Origin of the sequence: Paenibacillus sp. NAIST15-1 (assembly GCF_001894745.1) — a bacterium.
Taxonomy (GTDB): domain Bacteria; phylum Bacillota; class Bacilli; order Paenibacillales; family Paenibacillaceae; genus Paenibacillus_B; species Paenibacillus_B suaedae.
Genome location: NZ_BBYF01000003.1, coordinates 251,285 through 267,999 on the forward strand (window position 1 = coordinate 251,285; position 16,715 = coordinate 267,999).

At 48.6% G+C, this 16,715-nt stretch carries 16 protein-coding genes, 2 riboswitches and 1 other annotated feature; of the genes, 3 read left to right on the plus strand and 13 right to left on the minus strand.

Features of this window, described 5'->3' with window-relative positions; genetic code table 11:
• Nucleotides 1-323: 323 nt before the first annotated feature.
• The 3 genes from argS to PBN151_RS08780 all read right to left on the minus strand — a co-directional run bounded on the left by argS (nt 324) and on the right by PBN151_RS08780 (nt 3,926).
• Nucleotides 324-2,084 (minus strand): arginine--tRNA ligase, encoded by a 1,761-nt coding sequence (gene argS, locus PBN151_RS08770; RefSeq protein WP_072728713.1) that lies wholly within the window; start codon nt 2,082-2,084, stop codon nt 324-326.
• A gap of 60 nt (nt 2,085-2,144) precedes the next feature.
• Nucleotides 2,145-2,388: a binding site (T-box leader), on the minus strand.
• A 175-nt stretch (nt 2,389-2,563) separates the two neighbouring features.
• Nucleotides 2,564-3,505, minus strand: coding sequence for a DUF3895 domain-containing protein (locus tag PBN151_RS08775; protein ID WP_072728714.1), 942 nt, complete (start codon nt 3,503-3,505; stop codon nt 2,564-2,566).
• A 238-nt stretch (nt 3,506-3,743) separates the two neighbouring features.
• Nucleotides 3,744-3,926, minus strand: coding sequence for a hypothetical protein (locus tag PBN151_RS08780; protein ID WP_021256440.1), 183 nt, complete (start codon nt 3,924-3,926; stop codon nt 3,744-3,746).
• A gap of 215 nt (nt 3,927-4,141) precedes the next feature.
• Here PBN151_RS08780 and PBN151_RS08785 point away from each other — a divergent pair, with 215 nt between their 5' ends.
• Complete coding sequence (locus PBN151_RS08785; protein WP_072728715.1) at nt 4,142-5,008, plus strand: DegV family protein; 867 nt, start codon at nt 4,142-4,144, stop codon at nt 5,006-5,008.
• 136 nt (nt 5,009-5,144) lie between these two features.
• On the opposite strand, the gene PBN151_RS08790 is transcribed toward PBN151_RS08785, so the two are convergent.
• The 3 genes from PBN151_RS08790 to PBN151_RS08800 form a co-directional block, all read right to left on the minus strand.
• Nucleotides 5,145-5,597, minus strand: a complete 453-nt coding sequence (locus tag PBN151_RS08790; protein ID WP_083545075.1) for a DnaJ family domain-containing protein — start codon at nt 5,595-5,597, stop codon at nt 5,145-5,147.
• 331 nt (nt 5,598-5,928) lie between these two features.
• Nucleotides 5,929-7,278, minus strand: coding sequence for a nucleobase:cation symporter-2 family protein (locus PBN151_RS08795; protein ID WP_072728716.1), 1,350 nt, complete (start codon nt 7,276-7,278; stop codon nt 5,929-5,931).
• The gene (locus PBN151_RS08800) at nt 7,275-7,883 is read right to left on the minus strand and encodes a xanthine phosphoribosyltransferase (protein ID WP_072728717.1); all 609 of its coding nucleotides are present in this window, start codon (nt 7,881-7,883) and stop codon (nt 7,275-7,277) included. The genes PBN151_RS08795 and PBN151_RS08800 overlap by 4 nt, the downstream gene beginning before the upstream one ends.
• A 119-nt stretch (nt 7,884-8,002) precedes the next feature.
• On the opposite strand from PBN151_RS08800, the gene PBN151_RS31170 reads away from it, so the two are divergent.
• Nucleotides 8,003-8,155, plus strand: coding sequence for a hypothetical protein (locus tag PBN151_RS31170; protein ID WP_175560673.1), 153 nt, complete (start codon nt 8,003-8,005; stop codon nt 8,153-8,155).
• A 2-nt stretch (nt 8,156-8,157) separates the two neighbouring features.
• Nucleotides 8,158-8,257: riboswitch (purine riboswitch) on the minus strand.
• Between the two features lie 72 nt (nt 8,258-8,329).
• Here the strand turns inward: PBN151_RS31170 and PBN151_RS08805 are convergent.
• A complete protein-coding gene (locus tag PBN151_RS08805; protein WP_072728718.1) occupies nt 8,330-9,190 on the minus strand; it encodes a DUF72 domain-containing protein in 861 nt (286 codons plus the stop codon).
• A 366-nt stretch (nt 9,191-9,556) separates the two neighbouring features.
• Between PBN151_RS08805 and PBN151_RS08810 the strand changes: the two genes are divergently transcribed.
• The gene (locus PBN151_RS08810) at nt 9,557-10,195 is read left to right on the plus strand and encodes a nitroreductase family protein (RefSeq protein WP_072728719.1); all 639 of its coding nucleotides are present in this window, start codon (nt 9,557-9,559) and stop codon (nt 10,193-10,195) included.
• A gap of 82 nt (nt 10,196-10,277) precedes the next feature.
• Here the strand turns inward: PBN151_RS08810 and PBN151_RS08815 are convergent, their stop codons facing one another.
• From PBN151_RS08815 to PBN151_RS08840, 6 genes are all read right to left on the minus strand, one after another.
• On the minus strand, nt 10,278-10,688 hold the full coding sequence (locus PBN151_RS08815) for a YuzC family spore coat inner layer protein (RefSeq protein WP_083545076.1): 411 nt from the start codon (nt 10,686-10,688) through the stop codon (nt 10,278-10,280).
• Between the two features lie 103 nt (nt 10,689-10,791).
• On the minus strand, nt 10,792-11,730 hold the full coding sequence (gene glsA / locus PBN151_RS08820; RefSeq protein WP_072728720.1) for a glutaminase A: 939 nt from the start codon (nt 11,728-11,730) through the stop codon (nt 10,792-10,794).
• A 144-nt stretch (nt 11,731-11,874) separates the two neighbouring features.
• A complete protein-coding gene (locus PBN151_RS08825; RefSeq protein ID WP_072728721.1) occupies nt 11,875-12,279 on the minus strand; it encodes a DnaJ family domain-containing protein in 405 nt (134 codons plus the stop codon).
• A gap of 151 nt (nt 12,280-12,430) precedes the next feature.
• The gene (locus PBN151_RS08830) at nt 12,431-12,934 is read right to left on the minus strand and encodes a DUF3939 domain-containing protein (protein ID WP_072728722.1); all 504 of its coding nucleotides are present in this window, start codon (nt 12,932-12,934) and stop codon (nt 12,431-12,433) included.
• A gap of 348 nt (nt 12,935-13,282) precedes the next feature.
• On the minus strand, nt 13,283-15,607 hold the full coding sequence (gene metE / locus PBN151_RS08835) for a 5-methyltetrahydropteroyltriglutamate--homocysteine S-methyltransferase (protein WP_072728973.1): 2,325 nt from the start codon (nt 15,605-15,607) through the stop codon (nt 13,283-13,285).
• 321 nt (nt 15,608-15,928) lie between these two features.
• Nucleotides 15,929-16,119, minus strand: a riboswitch (cobalamin riboswitch).
• A gap of 212 nt (nt 16,120-16,331) precedes the next feature.
• On the minus strand, nt 16,332-16,622 hold the full coding sequence (locus PBN151_RS08840; protein ID WP_021256452.1) for a HesB/YadR/YfhF family protein: 291 nt from the start codon (nt 16,620-16,622) through the stop codon (nt 16,332-16,334).
• Nucleotides 16,623-16,715: the final 93 nt, after the last annotated feature.

The following is a 16,715-nucleotide window of genomic DNA, read 5'->3' on the forward strand; positions in this document are numbered from 1 at the left end:
ACAGATGAACCTCCCGCTTCTCGCTCCAGAATTTAGAAAAATTGCGATAATAACAGTAGCATCAAGCCTAATCTGCAAGTGACCTGTAAATGATCTATAAATGATCTGTGCGTGACCTGTACATGACCCCTGTATGTGACCTGTGCGTGAGCCGGGAGACGCTATCTCCGCGGCTCTTCTGTCGTCTACAGATAGACAGGTTCAGATTGCGAGTACAAACCAACCCACCACCCCTACGAAATTCATGCCTAACATACGCATAATCAATGAAGTGATACAGATGATGCGATTCTCTTTTTCACAACTCACATCGATATAACGCCCTACATATGTTCCGGCGCTTCAATGCCAAGCAGGTTCAGCCCCGCTTCAAGCACATGTGCCACCGCTGCGACGATACGCAATTTGTGGCGGCGCTCGATCTCATTCTCCACGAGAATCTGCTCCTGATGGTAATAACGGTTGAACTGCTTGGCTGCATCAAGCAAATACCGGGCGAAGATGGATGGCTCATTGCTAGCCACCGCCATCTGAAGAGCACGCTCATACTTGCTGAGAGACTTCAAGCAGATCCATGCTTCTTGACTTACTCCTCCTGTTGCAATTGATTTCTTGCCCAGCAGCTCACCTTCGCACTCCGCTGCATCCTTGCCAAGCACCGCGGTATCCGCTAGACAATCAGAGTATGACGTCCATCCCCCTTTGACGAGCAAGCTCTTCGCTCTAACGAGTGTGAACTGTACATAAGGGCCGGTTTCGCCTTCATAGCGCAGCGCATCCTCCAGGTTGAAGTCAACAGACAGCATACGGCTGCTCTTCAGGTCACCGAAGATGATCGCACCAATCCCAACCTTCGATGCCACCTTGCCTTTCTCTTGCAGAGATGGATTCTTGTCTTCGATAATTTGCAGCGCGCGATTCTCTGCCTCATTCAATACCTCATCAAGGAAGATAACCTTGCCCTTGCGCGTAGACATCTTCTTCCCTTCAAATGTCATTAAGCCGAACGGAACATGAGTACATTCCTGTGCCCACTCATATCCCATCTTGCCAAGCACGGCGAATACCTGCTGAAAGTGCAGCTGCTGCTCCGCGCCAACTACATAAATCAGCTTGTCAGCCTTCATGACTTCCTTACGATAGATCGCCGTTGCCAAATCACGTGTCGGGTAAATCGTTGTGCCGTTTGATTTCAAAATCAAGCATGGCGGCATACCCTCATCATCCAAACGAACGACCATCGCCCCATCACTTTCTTCGAGCAATTGAAGCTGCTGCAAATGAGCGACAACCGCATCCATCTTGTCATTGTAGAAGCTCTCGCCAAGAACGTGGTCAAAGTGAACGCCGAGTCGTTCGTACATGCGGTTGAATTCGACCATACTTGCGTTAACGAAATACGTCCACAGCTGTACGGTCTCTGCATCGCCCGCTTCAAGTTTGCGGAACCATTCGCGCGCCTCGTCTTCCAGCTCCGGCCGCTGAACCGCCTCCTCGTGGAATCTTACATACAGCTTCAAGCTCTCACGGATTGGATCTTGGCGCAGCGTGTCCTCATCCCCCCACAGCTTATAGGCCGTAATCAGCTTGCCGAATTGGGTACCCCAATCCCCAAGGTGATTCACCTTCAACACCTCGTATCCTGCAGCTTCGTACAGGTGCGCAAGCGCATTTCCAATCATCGTAGAACGCAGATGACCGACACTGAACGGCTTCGCAATATTCGGGGACGACATATCAATAACGACACGCTGCCCCTCTCCGATCGACAACTTGCCGAACAACGGCTCCTGCATGCGGGCAAGACAAGCCTCGCCATAGTAATCTTGATCAAAACATACATTCACATATCCGCCAGAGGCTTCCGCTCGTATCCGAATGTTATCGCTCTCTTGATTGATGCGTTCTGCAAGCTCCACCGCAATCTGCTGTGGAGAACGTCTCCACTGCTTCGCCAATGGAAAGCAAGGGAACGCCAAGTCGCCGAGCTCGCTCTGCGGAGGTACTTCCAAGGCACGTTCGATGTCTGCCCCGTTCATGTTCATAATAGGTTCTAGTACTTGCGCGGCAATTTCTTTTAGCATAAGTTCGTTCTCCTCCTGTTGTTGGTTACGGTTCGCAACACGTCAAAAAGCCCCCGTCTACAAAGAGACGGAGGCTTGAATCCCCGTGGTACCACTCTACTTGACCCTACCCGGAAACTTGCTGCTCCGAAAAGAGTCCACTCGATAAATAACGGCTGTCGCCGGGCTCTCCTACGGCCTCATATGAGGCAGTTCACAGAACCAACTCCCGGGTCCGCTTCCTCTCCATTCCGTATCGGCTTCCACCATCCCGATTCGCTGCAGCACGGATTGTGCAGAGTACTCTCCCGTTCATCGTTGTTGCGTCGATTTTCATTTTACACATTATATCCAGAACAATTAGGAAAAATCAACCTATCACATGTATTACTTCAGAAAAATATTCCTTACTCTGCCGCCATTCGAGTACATAACGTCATAACCAGTTGAGATTCACATCAAATCCGAGACTCATTCTACTACTATCCGTCCAGCTTCGATTACCGCATTGTATACTTGCGATCCTCAGTTCCATTCAATTCGACCGAAATGTCTAGATAAGATTGCTCAATAAATTGGCACACATCCGGATAGATTAGAGGCTTGCCTGTTATATACCGGCGATCTGGCGTACCATGATCACGTATTAACAATTCACTGATTACTCTCGCACTGCCAACACCGTTCTCCACATATTGCTTCACGGCCGCCTGTTCAGCAGCAGTAAGCCCATTCTCAGCATTACTACCTTCTTGAACCGCAGCAGCAGGCTCGGGCTCCGTCCATGACCATAAGTCGAACTCCTCTAGAATTGGTGCAGGAGCAGGTTCAGGTTCAGGAGCAGGTGCAGCGCTCGATTCGCTTATCTTAGGCGAAGGTGATGCATTCCTCACCACCGGCTTGCGTCGCAGCATATTGATCTGCTTGTCCAACAAGGGCAGTCCAAGCGACATTTGCCGTTGTAGCTGTTCAGGCAAATCTGCCACAGAATAGGCATCTGGAGCAGGTCGCCAATCGTTGGCTATTTTTAATAAGATTTCATCAAGCTCATAATCAATAGCCTCGAATCCCTTCTTAATTGTCGCCACGATTGCAGCATCAATCCCTAAGTGCTCCTTCAAGTGCTCAATGCCGAATTTTTTGATCTCGCCTGTTTTCCTGTTTTTCACCTCATGCTGATATCGAAGAGAACGGCCGCATTCGCATCGCAGCTCTGGATTTATCGTCCCCGCATCTTTATACCCCGTATAAATCCAATCATCTAACAGCGCCTCGATGTCCTCTGGTGCCGCATGATCTGGAACATGATGCCCCTTCTCCTTCGCCATCGCATTGGCGAACGCCGTGCGGCGAGAGCGAACGAGATAGTGATTCAGGAACTCACGTTGGTTGTCATTGAGCTGCGATAACATCTCATCCCGTTCCTGGATAGTTAATATCATATCTTCTCCTCCTCGCGCTTTGCTCCATTACTGTCTATTGTACAGGAAGTAGAGCATGGAAGTGAAGGCATGCCTCACATGAAGAAGCCGCCCTAGCGCAGGCAGTCAATCACTCCCCCGCTGGGCGGCAACCTATTGTAGGCACATCGATAAGAACAGCGATCCCTAAGAAGCGAAGCTAAAGGAAGAATATTTATTCTTAATCAATGGCATTTTACGATCGGATCTGGACTTGCCATTATGAAGCATCAATTCGTTCCTGCGGTGCTTGAAAGCATTTCTTGCATACCTTAATCTGTACACCATTCCCTCTTGTCCGATTATACAGCAGCTTAATGCGAGTGCTGGCGCAGACCGGACATGTACCTCGGCCACGTGAAGGCAGATTCCACAATGATTTACCGCGTTTGTTCTTCGCCATTCTATCCCCTCATTTCCTGTCAATTCATTCGTTCTCCTACCCTTATGTATGAAGGAGGGGAAATATGACTGATGATTCAGCTTCATTATTACTAATAAATCCCAACATCTCACAATGCATGATAGACACATTCCTTCACCGCTTTCCCTGCAACTCATGGTATGATGGAGATAAGTACTTCGGTATGAACATGAAAGAAGAAAAGGAGAATGATTATGGCAATTCGCATTCTTACCGACAGCGCGGTTGACCTCCCTCAATCTGTCATTGACGAGTTGGGGATTACGGTCATGCCGCTAATCGTTACTATAGACAATGAACAATATGAGGACGGAGTAACTATTACGCCGAAAGCCATGCTCGATGGCATGCGCGAAGGCAATGTATATAAGACTTCTCAACTCTCGATGGAAGTATTGCAGACAACCTTCCAATCGATTGCCGAAGCGAACGAGGAAGCTATCTATATTGCGTTCTCGTCGGAACTGTCAGGAACGTATGCCTCTTCCCGCATTATGCATGATATGGTACAAGATGACTTCCCGTCCTTCACTTGCAGTATTATCGATTCCAAATGCGCTTCACTTGGGTTTGGCCTTGTTGTTCGACAGGCTGCGCTCTGGGCTCATGAGGGATTGCCTAGGGAAGAGATTATTACACGCACACAATCGCTTGCCCGGCAAATGGAGCATGTGTTCACGGTCGATGACCTGCAATATTTGTATCGTGGTGGACGTGTCAGCAAGTCATCAGCCATCATTGGCGGACTGCTCAATATTAAGCCCGTGCTTCATGTTGAGGATGGAAAACTCATTCCCGTCGATAAAGTAAGAGGCAGAAAGAAATCCATTCAGCGCCTTGTCGAGCTGATGGAGGAGCGAGCGAATCTCGAAGATAAGCAGCAGGTCATCGGCATCGCCCATGGTGATGACGCAGAAGCGATGGAGCAGTTGAAGTCGATGATTACTGAACGCTTCGGGATGACGAACTTCCTGATTAGTTCCATTGGCTGCGCAGTTGGCGCTCATTCAGGCCCAGGAACATTAGCGCTCTTCTTCCCGAATAAATCCTATTCCGCATAAAGGTTTCAACAGCTGCCCTGGAATTGAAGATGCAGGAGACGAATCCACTCGCTCCTTGAACAATAAAGATGCCCGCACAATCGGCGCTAACCGATCCTGCGGGCATCTGCTTCTTATGTCAGCTTCTGGACTATTGTTACATCCATTTCGCCAATTGATCCTCTATCGTATCTAATGTAACCTTGGATTTCTGGAATAATGTAGATGGCACGCTCGCGTTATATTTCACGATTTTCTGATTCACATCGGACATCGCAGCCGATACGTCGGCTTGGGGCTGATCCTTCCTCAGCTTCATAATACGCTGCAGTTCATCTCTAATCTCATGCTGAAGCGCAAGCCAGGAAGGGACAACATTCGCGTTGTGCAGCACCCCATTCAACGGATCTCCGCCTCGTACCTCTAGCGGCTTGCCCTTGCCAGGCAAACCTTCCAATCCGCCCTTCTTCTCATATTGGGTAAAGACATCATCCAACCAATTGCTCATCATTCGTTCAGTTGCTATCGTTTGCGGTGCGTCCTCTGCGATTTCCGATTTGATCGGCTTAACTTCTGCTGACTGCTTACTTTCCTTTCGGAACCAACCCATTGCGATCCCCCCAATCACATGAATAACATAATTATCCAATCTTCTTCACAATTTTGTCTAGTATGCACCATCCTTTAAATGTGACAATTTCGTGCGAGTACGGTTTGAGTGGCTTATGTAAAATGCTTGTGATGAATAGCTTAATTGCATGTATTAATTACACAGCTTTATGAATTGCTTTATTGAATATCATTGTTAATGACCTGCATGAAACCAAAGGCTCGAGCCTTATGGCGATGATTGAGCACACATACCGCATAGCAAAAAACCCATTGGAATTCATCCAATGGGCCGTAACTATTGGTTATTGTCAGACTAGCTTGTTCAGAGCCTAAGAAGCTACAGAATGTTCAGTTTCTTCCTCGCTCTGCGTTCCATCAGATTGCTGCTTCGTACCGTTGAAGAGCAGGTTCATTACCAGCGCGGTAAATGTTCCTGCTACGATTCCGTTATCCGTTAAGATTCGAACTGTTGACGGCAGGCTCGCGAACAATTGAGGCACTACCGTTACACCCAGTCCCATCCCTACCGAGCAGGCAATAATGAGCAGGTTCTCATGCCGATTCATATCAACTTGAGAGCCGAGCATCCGCAGACCGCTCGACACAACCATACCGAACATGGCAACCATGGCGCCGCCGAGCACTGAACTCGGAATCAGCGTCGTTAATGCAGCAATTTTCGGTACAAGTCCAAGCAGCATCAGCAATCCGCCCGCTACCACGATCACATCACGTGTTTTCACACGGCTCATTTGGATAAGCCCGACATTTTGCGAATACGTTGTATATGGAAAAGCATTGAAGATACCGCCAATCGTTATCGCCAGGCCTTCTGCCCGATAGCCGCGTGCCAGATCCTTCGAATCCACGTCGCGGTCTATAATTTTGCCTAGAGCCATGAACACGCCTGTAGATTCAGCAATGCCGACCATTGCTACAATAATCATAGTCAGGATAGCCGTCATATTAAATTTCGGAACGCCGAAATAAAATGGCTGTACTGCATGGAACCAGGATGCCTCCGCTACGGGAGTGAAATCAACCTGACCCATGAGCGCTGCGATCGTTGTGCCAATGACAAGCCCTAATAAGATCGATACCGCACGGATAAATCCAGCGGACAGCTTGTTCATAATAACGATAAATATGAGTACACCGAAGCCAAGCAGCAAGTTCGTTGGACTGCCGAAGTCCGGATTGCCTTGGCCTCCTCCTAAATCCGTGAATGCAACAGGAATTAGCGTTACACCGATAATCGTTACAACAGAGCCCGTTACGACAGGCGGGAATAAACGAATTAACTTGCCGAATAAGCCCCCGAACAAGATGACGAATATGCCCATTGCAATGATGGCTCCGTAAATATACGAAATGCCAAAATCCTTCCCGATTGCGATCATTGGCGTAACGGCTTGGAACGCACAGCCTAACACGACAGGCATCCCAATGCCGAACCACCGATTCGCAAATACTTGCAGCAGTGTGGCGATCCCGCACATAAATAAATCAATGGCAACCAAGTACGTAATTTGCTCTTGATTGAATCCTAAATTGCCGCCCACGATGAGCGGAACGATAACCGCTCCGGCATACATAGCGAGCACATGCTGCAAGCCGAGCGAGAAGGTTTGCAGCGGATGCCGATTTTTTACAAAAATACGGTTATCGACTCGGCTCATTGCTGCACCGCTTCCGATGTCGTTTCCGCAGCTTCATCCACGAATGTTACGCCCTCATTTGACAGGGAAGCAATGCGAGCCAAGGATTCAACACGGTATCCTGCATCGAGCAGCATTTGGCGTCCTGGTTGGAATGACTTCTCAATAACGATTCCAAAACCAGCTACACTTGCTCCTACCTGTTCCACAATTCGAGCCAGACCAGAAGCCGCTTCACCATTTGCAAGGAAATCATCAATGATCAGTACACGATCATCAGCAGACAAGAAGCGCTTCGACACAGTCACCTCATTTGTCTCTTGCTTCGTGAAGGAATATACCTTCTCCACAATAATGTCTTCGCGCAGTGTCAATGACTTCTGCTTGCGAGCGAAGATGAGCGGTACATTCAACTCCAGTGCTGTCATCAAACCTGGGGCGATCCCGGAAGATTCAATGGTAAGTACCTTCGTAATACGTTCACCTGCATAACGACGCACGAATTCTTGACCAACCGCTTGCATAAGCGCTGGATCCATCTGATGATTAAGGAACGAGTCCACCTTCAATACATTGTTGCCGAGCACTAATCCCTCTTGAGTAATCTTATCCTGAAGCTGTTTCATGTCCAGTTCCCCTTTCGACGTATACAGTTGAACGTCTCTCTTCTCTAATACGACAACAACCCGATTCCAATCCCCTCCGCTGCAGGAAGGTGATTGGAATCGGGTTGTACGAAACCTGAATGCTGGTTAGTGCTTGTACGATTCGAATCGTCAGCCTAACAAACATGCAAGCTATCGACTGTGAACCTCGTTTCCCAGCAGAATCACTGAAAGAAACGGCCGCGCTGCAGTATTACGGAATACGGACGTATTCACCCAAATCCACGACATAATGTGCGGCACGCTGGTTCCCCGTAGTCCAATCATTCCGGTGATTGGGTAGAAACATGCAGGCCAATTCCTGCACCTATACGAGAAGACGCTGCTTTATGATTGTAGCGGTAAGTATACCTCATTTTTTTACTGAAAGGAAGTAACAATTTCTGAAAATAACTGTTCCTATCTTCTTAATCAAATAATGTCAGCTGCTCAGCTGGGAGCGGCGGATCTTCCAGTCCAAGCATACGCTTGAACTGCTTCCCATTGTGCGCTGCATCGCCTCCCGAATTATTGTTGAAGATCATCCAGCAGCGGTTCGTATTCATCAAGAGAGATTGGATATGTCCTTTCCACTCTGTAAGCTCTTGCTCATCATAACGGTACAAATAACGAACATCTCGCCAATTCGGCTGACCGCTTGCATTCCAGCCAGATTCATTGCGGCCGTGCATCCGAATCATGGTAGCCTCTGCCTGTGTCGGTACAAGTACCGTTGGCACACTTCCTTCACCTGCCTGTGGTTCATCGCAAATACTATGAATCCAGCCTTCCTCGCGCATAAATGCAAGCGTCCGCTCACGCACTGGTTCCACAAACCAGCTCTGATGTCTGAATTCAAGAGCAACAGGCAAGCCCTCCATCCATTTCCGCGTACGCCGTAAGATGTCTACATTTCTGCGGTCGCAATGGAACCAGGGAGGATACTGAAACAGCACTGTTCTAAGCTTGCCCGCTTCTTGGAGCGCCTCGACGGATTGACGGAACACGTGAAACATCTCCTTCGTACTCGTATAAGGATGCTTACCGCGAGAATGCCCTGTCATCCCCTGATACGCCTTAACGATAAATCCGAAGTGCTCAGGTGTCTGTTCGCACCAACCCAGCATTCGCTCAGGAGAAGGAACTGCATAGAAAGAACTGTCCAATTCGACGATGGAAAAATGCCGTGCATATTCACTTAACTTCTCAGCAGCTCTTGTCCCCGGCCCATACAGCGCATCTTGATCCCCCCAGCCCGCTAGACCAACTTCAATCTGATGATGCTCCATCCCCGACTCCTTTCATACCTTTCAATTGCTCTTATGTACACGCCTTATTCATGTCTTCTTCATAAACGTCTAACCATCGGACAATATTTCCTTACTCATCATGATACATATCAATTTCAGTTCTGCAACTTATGTACATTACGCCCCTTCGTGCCAAAACAACCTTCTTCTGAAAAATATACTCATAACAAGATAACAAATGTACACGCTATAAGTGAGATAAGCGGTCTCCGCATTCAACATCTTGATCGTTGAATCGTTGCTTCAATAACGATAATTATGCTACTATATATTTGTTAGCAAAAGCTAGAAATAGAATATTATACCCTATATGCGTATATCGCCTTGAAAGGATGACTAAATACGATGACTACATCAATGAATGCAAGCGAAGCTATGCTGTCACGCCACTCTGTTCGCAAATATGTTCCACATACACCAATTGCCTCTTCCGAATTGAACGAGATCTTGGAGCTTGCCGGATCCGCACCATCTGCTTGGAACTTGCAGCATTGGCGCTTCCTCGTCTTCCAACAGGAAGATACGAAGCAGAAGCTACTGCCCATCGCCTATAATCAGCAGCAGGTTGTTGACTGCTCGGCTGTCATTGCCGTGCTTGGCGACACACAAGCGAACCTGATGGCGTCAGAATTGTATGGCGAGCAGCTGCAAGCAGGCAACATCTCGCAGCAAGTGCATGATACACTGGTAGGCAACATTAACCGCGCCTATGCATCTTCCGAGCAGGTTGGCACCGAAGCAGCGATCCTCAACAGTTCACTTGCTGCCATGCAATTGATGCTTGCTGCCAAAGCTAAAGGCTGGGACACTTGCTCAATGGGCGGCTTTAGCAAGGAGCAGTTCGTTACGGAATTCAACATCCCGTCCCGCTATGTGCCGGTGATGCTTATTACACTTGGCAAAGCAGCTGCACCTGCACATGCAACAAGCCGCTTGCCATTGCAGCGTACGGTGTTCCATGAATCATTCCCAGCGAATCAATAAGATATGATCCTTATTTTTTGAGCACAATGAAATACAAAAGCGCCCATCCCATGGATGTGGCGCTTTTCTCTATTGCTTAGGATTAGCTCGGATTCCAGCGCATCTTCACTTCCAGCTCGCAGCATCGTCCCGCCGCAGGATCCGTATTAAAAATGATTTGGATACCATCTGGCGTAAATTTCACATCCAACCTCGACTGTACCCCAATCTCGCGTATAAGCCGTATCACCTCAGCCTTGTTGCCCCGCTGCGCTGCGTCCATAACGGCAGTCGCCAGAGAATGCGAGCTCCTCAGTCGATCAAGCACACGTACCGCCTGCTCCGCTAGGGAATAGGTACTGGCTGCTGAGGTTACAAATAGGCTCGAATCCATAGGCGGATAGGTTTCTGGAATACGATCCCGCTTACCCGATACCGGTCGGACAGAAGGCACTCGTATGATGGATTGCAATGATCCTACCCGACACGTAATCTCTGGTTCATTAGACGACATCTTACACATCCCTCGTTTCTAAGTAGTCCGTACGAAGAAGGTACTATGTCAGCCTATGTAAGAGGAGCACATTTCGTGTTCTTCATTGCGGCTTAGCGGCGTGCTAAAAAATGCTCCAATCGTATCGTTCGGACAAAGCGCCAAGCAGATGTACCCCTGCTACACTATTGCCTTTCTTATTCAGGGAAGGCCCAACGACACCGATTCCCATCTTGCCAGGAATGACTGCAAGAATACCGCCAGACACACCGCTCTTGGCCGGGATGCCCACTTGAATCGCAAATTCTCCCGAGGCATTGTACATGCCGCACGTCACCATGAACGAATTCGCAATTTGCACATAATGCTTCGGAATGTAGCAGCGTCCTGTCTGTGGATTGCAGCCGCCATTTGCCAATACAAGAGCCATACGCGCAAGATGATCGGTATTTACCTCAATTGCGCATTGGCGGAAATACACCTCCAGCGTATCCTCCACATCCGCTTCAAGTACACCATTATCCTTCAAGAAATAAGCCAATGAACGATTCCGATGTGCCGTATCCTTCTCGGATTGGTATACTTCCTCATTCCACGTGATGGTAGGGTCATCCGCCAATTCTCGAATGAATTCAAGCATGCGCATTGATTTTTCCTCAGGCGTTCCCCCCTCAATTAACGAGGCGATAGTAATCGCCCCTGCATTGATAAAGGGATTGAACGGCTTCCCAGGGTCAACGAGCTCAAGCTTCAAGATCGAGTTGAAATCATCACCGGTGGGCTCCATCCCTACCTTATTAAATACAACTGCCTCGCCGCTATCGAGCAAGGCCAAGAGCAGTGAGAAGACCTTGGATATGCTTTGCATTGTAAACTTGAACTTGCAATCGCCTGCATGCACCTGTTCACCTTGAATACCGAACAAGGATATGCACAGCCCATCCTTCGGAGCATTTGCAAGCCCCGGTATATATGAAGCGACCTCTCCATCCTGTGATACTGTCCGGCTCTCCTCTACCCAATGAGGGAGCTCTCTTCTAAGTTGCTGCCAATAGGTCGTCATACGTAATGTACACCTTTCCTTCCTTCAACCAACATTGCGATGAACATATCAGCATCTCGCTGATGAGATATATATGGTTATATCTATCGTTTCTTGGTTAGCGGGTTCACATGCGTCAGCATGTTATGCTGTCCAGCCTGTACTCTAGTCCTCACGCTGAGGCTCCTTAACACGCGAAACCTTGTTCACAATCTGTGATTCATACTGGGCGAACGCAGGTACAACAGCCCATCCCCGCTCCTCCATCATCATTTGCAGCCGCAGCTTCCGTTCATTCAGCTGCCTGCGTGTGTCACCAATCTTCTGTTCATCTTCGGGAGTGCATGCAGCGAGAAGCTGTTCCAAGCGAACGACTTCGCGTCCTACATGCAGCTCTTCCGGCAACAGGCCCGCATTCTGCATCATCAAATAAGCTGGTCTCAATTCCTCAGGAACATGCGACAAGTCTTTGAGCACCAGAGGCTTCCCCTTGCCTGGCAGCTCATCGAATCCACCTTCATTCATTGCCTCTTGAATCTTCTGCTCTGCCATCCATCCGATAATATCCATGATTGCACACCTCGCTATTCGACTACATCTAATGTAGACATACCCTGTAATAGGATACCACTAATCACCCCAGAATTTTAACTGGAAAATAAACAAAAAGAACTCACCCTCAGCCAATGAGGGCAAGCTCTTGTTATTCGTGCCAATTCAATTACAAATCAATTGGAATCGCTGCTTGTGATTTATGCCAATCCTCTTCGTGAGTCAGTAAAAATTGCTCTGTCGTTAAGTAGAAAGAGATAGGCGGCTTCTCTTTTAAATAATGGCGCTGCATGAGCAGGTCATAATGGACTTGGCGGTTGCGTGTTCCCGTGAGTACAGGAAGATCATCATGTTCATCCAAATAATCATCGACCGCCGCCTGAACCATATCTAGATATATCGGAATGTGCTTGTCTTTCTCTTCAAATATTTCGTACGTGTAATGGGACATATAGAACTTCTGATCCGATTCTCCACCTAAATAACGGCGCAGGCGTTTCAAATCAATGCTTTGATCCCCTAGGAGCAGGGTCGTTCGTTTAATCTCTTTTGGCATATCTTTCTCGTATTGAAGCACCGCTCTGCGGACATCTTCTAACGTTACATGCACCGCTTCAAGAGCTACCTTAGAGTTTTTCTTATCCCGTTTGAACCATTGTGTGAACCAACGCATATCAGATCCCACCTTTCTGCCTCCGTATGATAAGGAAGATGGAAGCAGGAATCATGTATCCGCTTACATCTCTATTATAACATAATTTTCATTAATCGACATGTTTGGTTGCTCCGGTATTCCTTTAACATATGAATAACCAATGTTCATCTCATTCACTCACGTGCAGGAAAAGAAAAATGTCGATTTACCATATATTACGTATTTTAAATTTGAAGGTTTCACGTTATAAAAAAAGACCATCTCTGCATGGCAGTCGCGATGACTGCAAGAGATGGCCTTTCCCTATGATAATGAAGAAATATGGAAGGTCTATGTGCGGCGATGAAAACTAGCGAGGATCAGTTCTTATGCTTCAGTCGATACTGCCGCTTCATGGCGTGCGCGAGCAAGCTTCGTTGCTTCTACCATGTTGCGCAGTGCAGCTACCGTCTCCGGCTCGCGGCGCGTCTTCAGACCACAGTCTGGGTTAATCCAGAACGTCTCAACCGGCAGGACACGAAGCGCCTGCTCGATGATCCGATCAATCTCTTCTACAGCAGGCACACGTGGACTGTGAATATCATATACACCCAGACCAATGCCAAGCTCATAGCTCTGCTCCTCCAGTGTAGCAATCATATCGCCGCCGCTGCGTGCCGTTTCGAGCGAGATCACGTCCGCATCCATCTTGCGGATCGTATCGACCATGTCGGAGAAGTCGCAATAGCACATGTGCGTGTGTACTTGCGTCTCAGGCGCTGCTCCGCATGTTGCAAGCCGGAAAGCAAGCACTGCCCAATCCGTATAATAGACAGCATCCTCCGCCTTAAGCGGCATACCTTCCTTCACTGCGGGCTCATCGACCTGGATCATGCCAATGCCTGCATTCTCCAGTGCTGCAATCTCTTGGCGAAGCGCGTACGCCAGCTGGAATGCCGCCTGCTCGCGAGGAATGTCGTCACGAACGAACGACCAGTTCAAGATCGTTACAGGGCCCGTAAGCATCCCCTTAACCGGCTGAGACGTCAAGGACTGTGCAAATGCCGTTTCCTTCACCGTCATCGCCTCTGTGAACGCCACATCTCCGTACAGAACCGGTGGTTTTACACAGCGCGAGCCATAGGATTGAACCCAGCCGAACTTCGTGAATGCGAATCCGTCCAGCTTCTCGCCAAAGTATTCGACCATGTCCGTGCGTTCGAATTCACCATGTACCAGCACGTCAATGCCGATCTCTTCCTGAATGCGAATCCAGCGTGTCATTTCCTCTTCCAAATAGGTTTCATACGTCTTCGCATCCCATTCTCCCTTGCGGAAGCGAAGGCGCGCGCGCCGGATATCCGCCGATTGCGGCATACTGCCAATCGTTGTGGTCGGCAGCAGCGGAAGCGATGGCCAGCGCTTGCGCTGAAGCTCCTTGCGTTCCTCGAATGGAAGACGTTCAATTCCTTTTTCCTTCTCCGTACGAAGCAGTTCTTCCAACGCTTGAACGACTTGCGGACGCTGTCTTGACGGCTCCGTCCGCCATGCTTGAACACGAGCACCGCTCTCTGCTAACGCTGCACGTGTCTCTTCACTCGGGCTTGAGAAATGGCGCGCAAGCAGAGCAGTCTCATCCAGTTTCTCATCCGCGAATGCCAATGCCTCGCGCACTGGTGCTGGCAGCTCAGTTTCCCGCTCCGCCGTGAGTGGTACATGAAGCAGGCTGCATGATGGCTGAATAATCCAGCGTTCCTTCGGTACAATCTCTTCCACAGACTCCAGCCATACTGCAGCAGCCGCCAAGTCCGTACGCCAAATATTGCGGCCATCAATAATGCCGACAGCAAGCTGCTTCTGCGCAGGGAATCCGAATTGACGAAGCGCTGCTTCATTTCTCCCTTTATCATGAACAAAGTCTAATCCGAGCGTATCCACCGGAAGCGATACGAACGCTTCGTAGTCGGACACCGCATCGAAGTAGGTCTGAACCCAGAACGATAAGCTTGGTGCTGCCTTGCGCAATTCGGCATAGACTTCCTTCACAGCAGCCCAATGCTCACTTGGCATTTCCAGCACGAATGCAGGTTCATCCAATTGCACAGCCTGCACACCTTCACCCTCCAACTCGCTAAGCAACTGTCCGTATACCCCTACGAATTGGCGAAGAACGTTCAGGCGCTCTTCCGGTTTAATCCCTTTAATAAAGCGGACATAAGTATATGGCCCGATGATGACTGGCTTACCTTCAATGCCATGAATCTGCTTCGCTTGGCGATAGGCTTGCAGCGGGCGATTGACCGTAAGCTGCGGCGCCTTGCCTTCCCATTCCGGCACAATGTAGTGATAGTTCGTATTAAACCACTTCGTCATCTCGCAAGCTACCGCATCCTGTGTACCGCGAGCCAAGGCGAACAGCAAATCTGCGTTAACTTCTCCACCATCATATGCAAACCGTGACGGAATCAATCCGAATGTGGCCGTCATATCAAGCACATGATCATACCAGGAGTAATCATTTACTGGAATCAGGTCAATGCCAGCGTCCTGCATCGTCTTCAGCCGAACATCATTGATGCGCGCCAATTCTTCTTCCAGCTGCTGAACAGAACTATTCCCAGCCCAATATTGCTCCAATGCCTTCTTCCATTCCCGGTCGTATCCGATCCGAGGGTAACCTGCTGTGCTTGTCTTGATTGAATGAACTGTCATCATACTGCCCCTCTCCATGAGTCATTTTGCCGTACGGGATATAATTGGACAATTTCCATCGCTTAACACGGAATTAAGATTGCAGTTGAGCGCTCTATCCCACCATATGTGACTTTATCACTCAGACTTCAGAATTTCATTGCATCCCAATATGCAAAAAAGACATTCCTGTCCAACAACAGAAATGTCTCGTAAACGTCCATGAAGTCATAGTGGAATAGATCGATCCTTCCGTCTCATTAGCAGACTGCCCTCATGCTAAGAGGAATCGAAAACCGATATCCATGCTTACGAACACTTCCCTATCTCCCGTAGGTACGAACAGTGTTGTCAAAACAGGCAGGTCTCCTGGCTTCAGCTTCATTGGCCTTTGCAGCCTTCCCGATCGATTACGACCAGTGGCTCTCTCGCAATACCTCAACTGTCACAGTGGCGGGACCGCGCCGGATTTTCAACCGGCTTCCCTATTAAGCTTCGACGTTACCCGAAGCACCTGTTTCCTCCTATTCAATTGCATTGAAAGTCGCAGTCACGCTTCCCCCAATTGAGAACGATTATATATCTAACCAGAACGAATGACAAGGATTTTTTCTCATCTCTAACCAAAATAAACAAATCCCGGAGCTGTCACATTATCTTCATTAAACTCCGATTCACTAAGCTTCTATCCATGCACAATAGGCGAGCCTCTCGGCTCGCCTATTGATGATTACGGGTTGATGCGCTAGATGACCATTCCTTCATGCAGAAAGACAATATCTTCACCTTTCTCATCTAGCGTCAATTCACGATTATCCAAGAACCATACATCATTTTGCTCCATAAAGAACGTAATGCCGTTCACAACTTCCGTCACTGCTGGATATTGCGGACTGTCTTTCATGATGCCGAATGAATAAGGTCCTGAAGCACTGAATCCGCTGTAGCGGACGAATATGCGTACTGAGTCTCCTGCTGTGAATCCCCAATCAGCCAAAAAACGCTCGACTGCCTTCGCTGTAACGCGTAATTGCATGTTCAGACCTCCTTAATCATACCTTTCATCCGATTTGATCATACCATGTGGCCGCCACTTTTGTTAACACCAAAGTTGACAGTTCGTCAATGA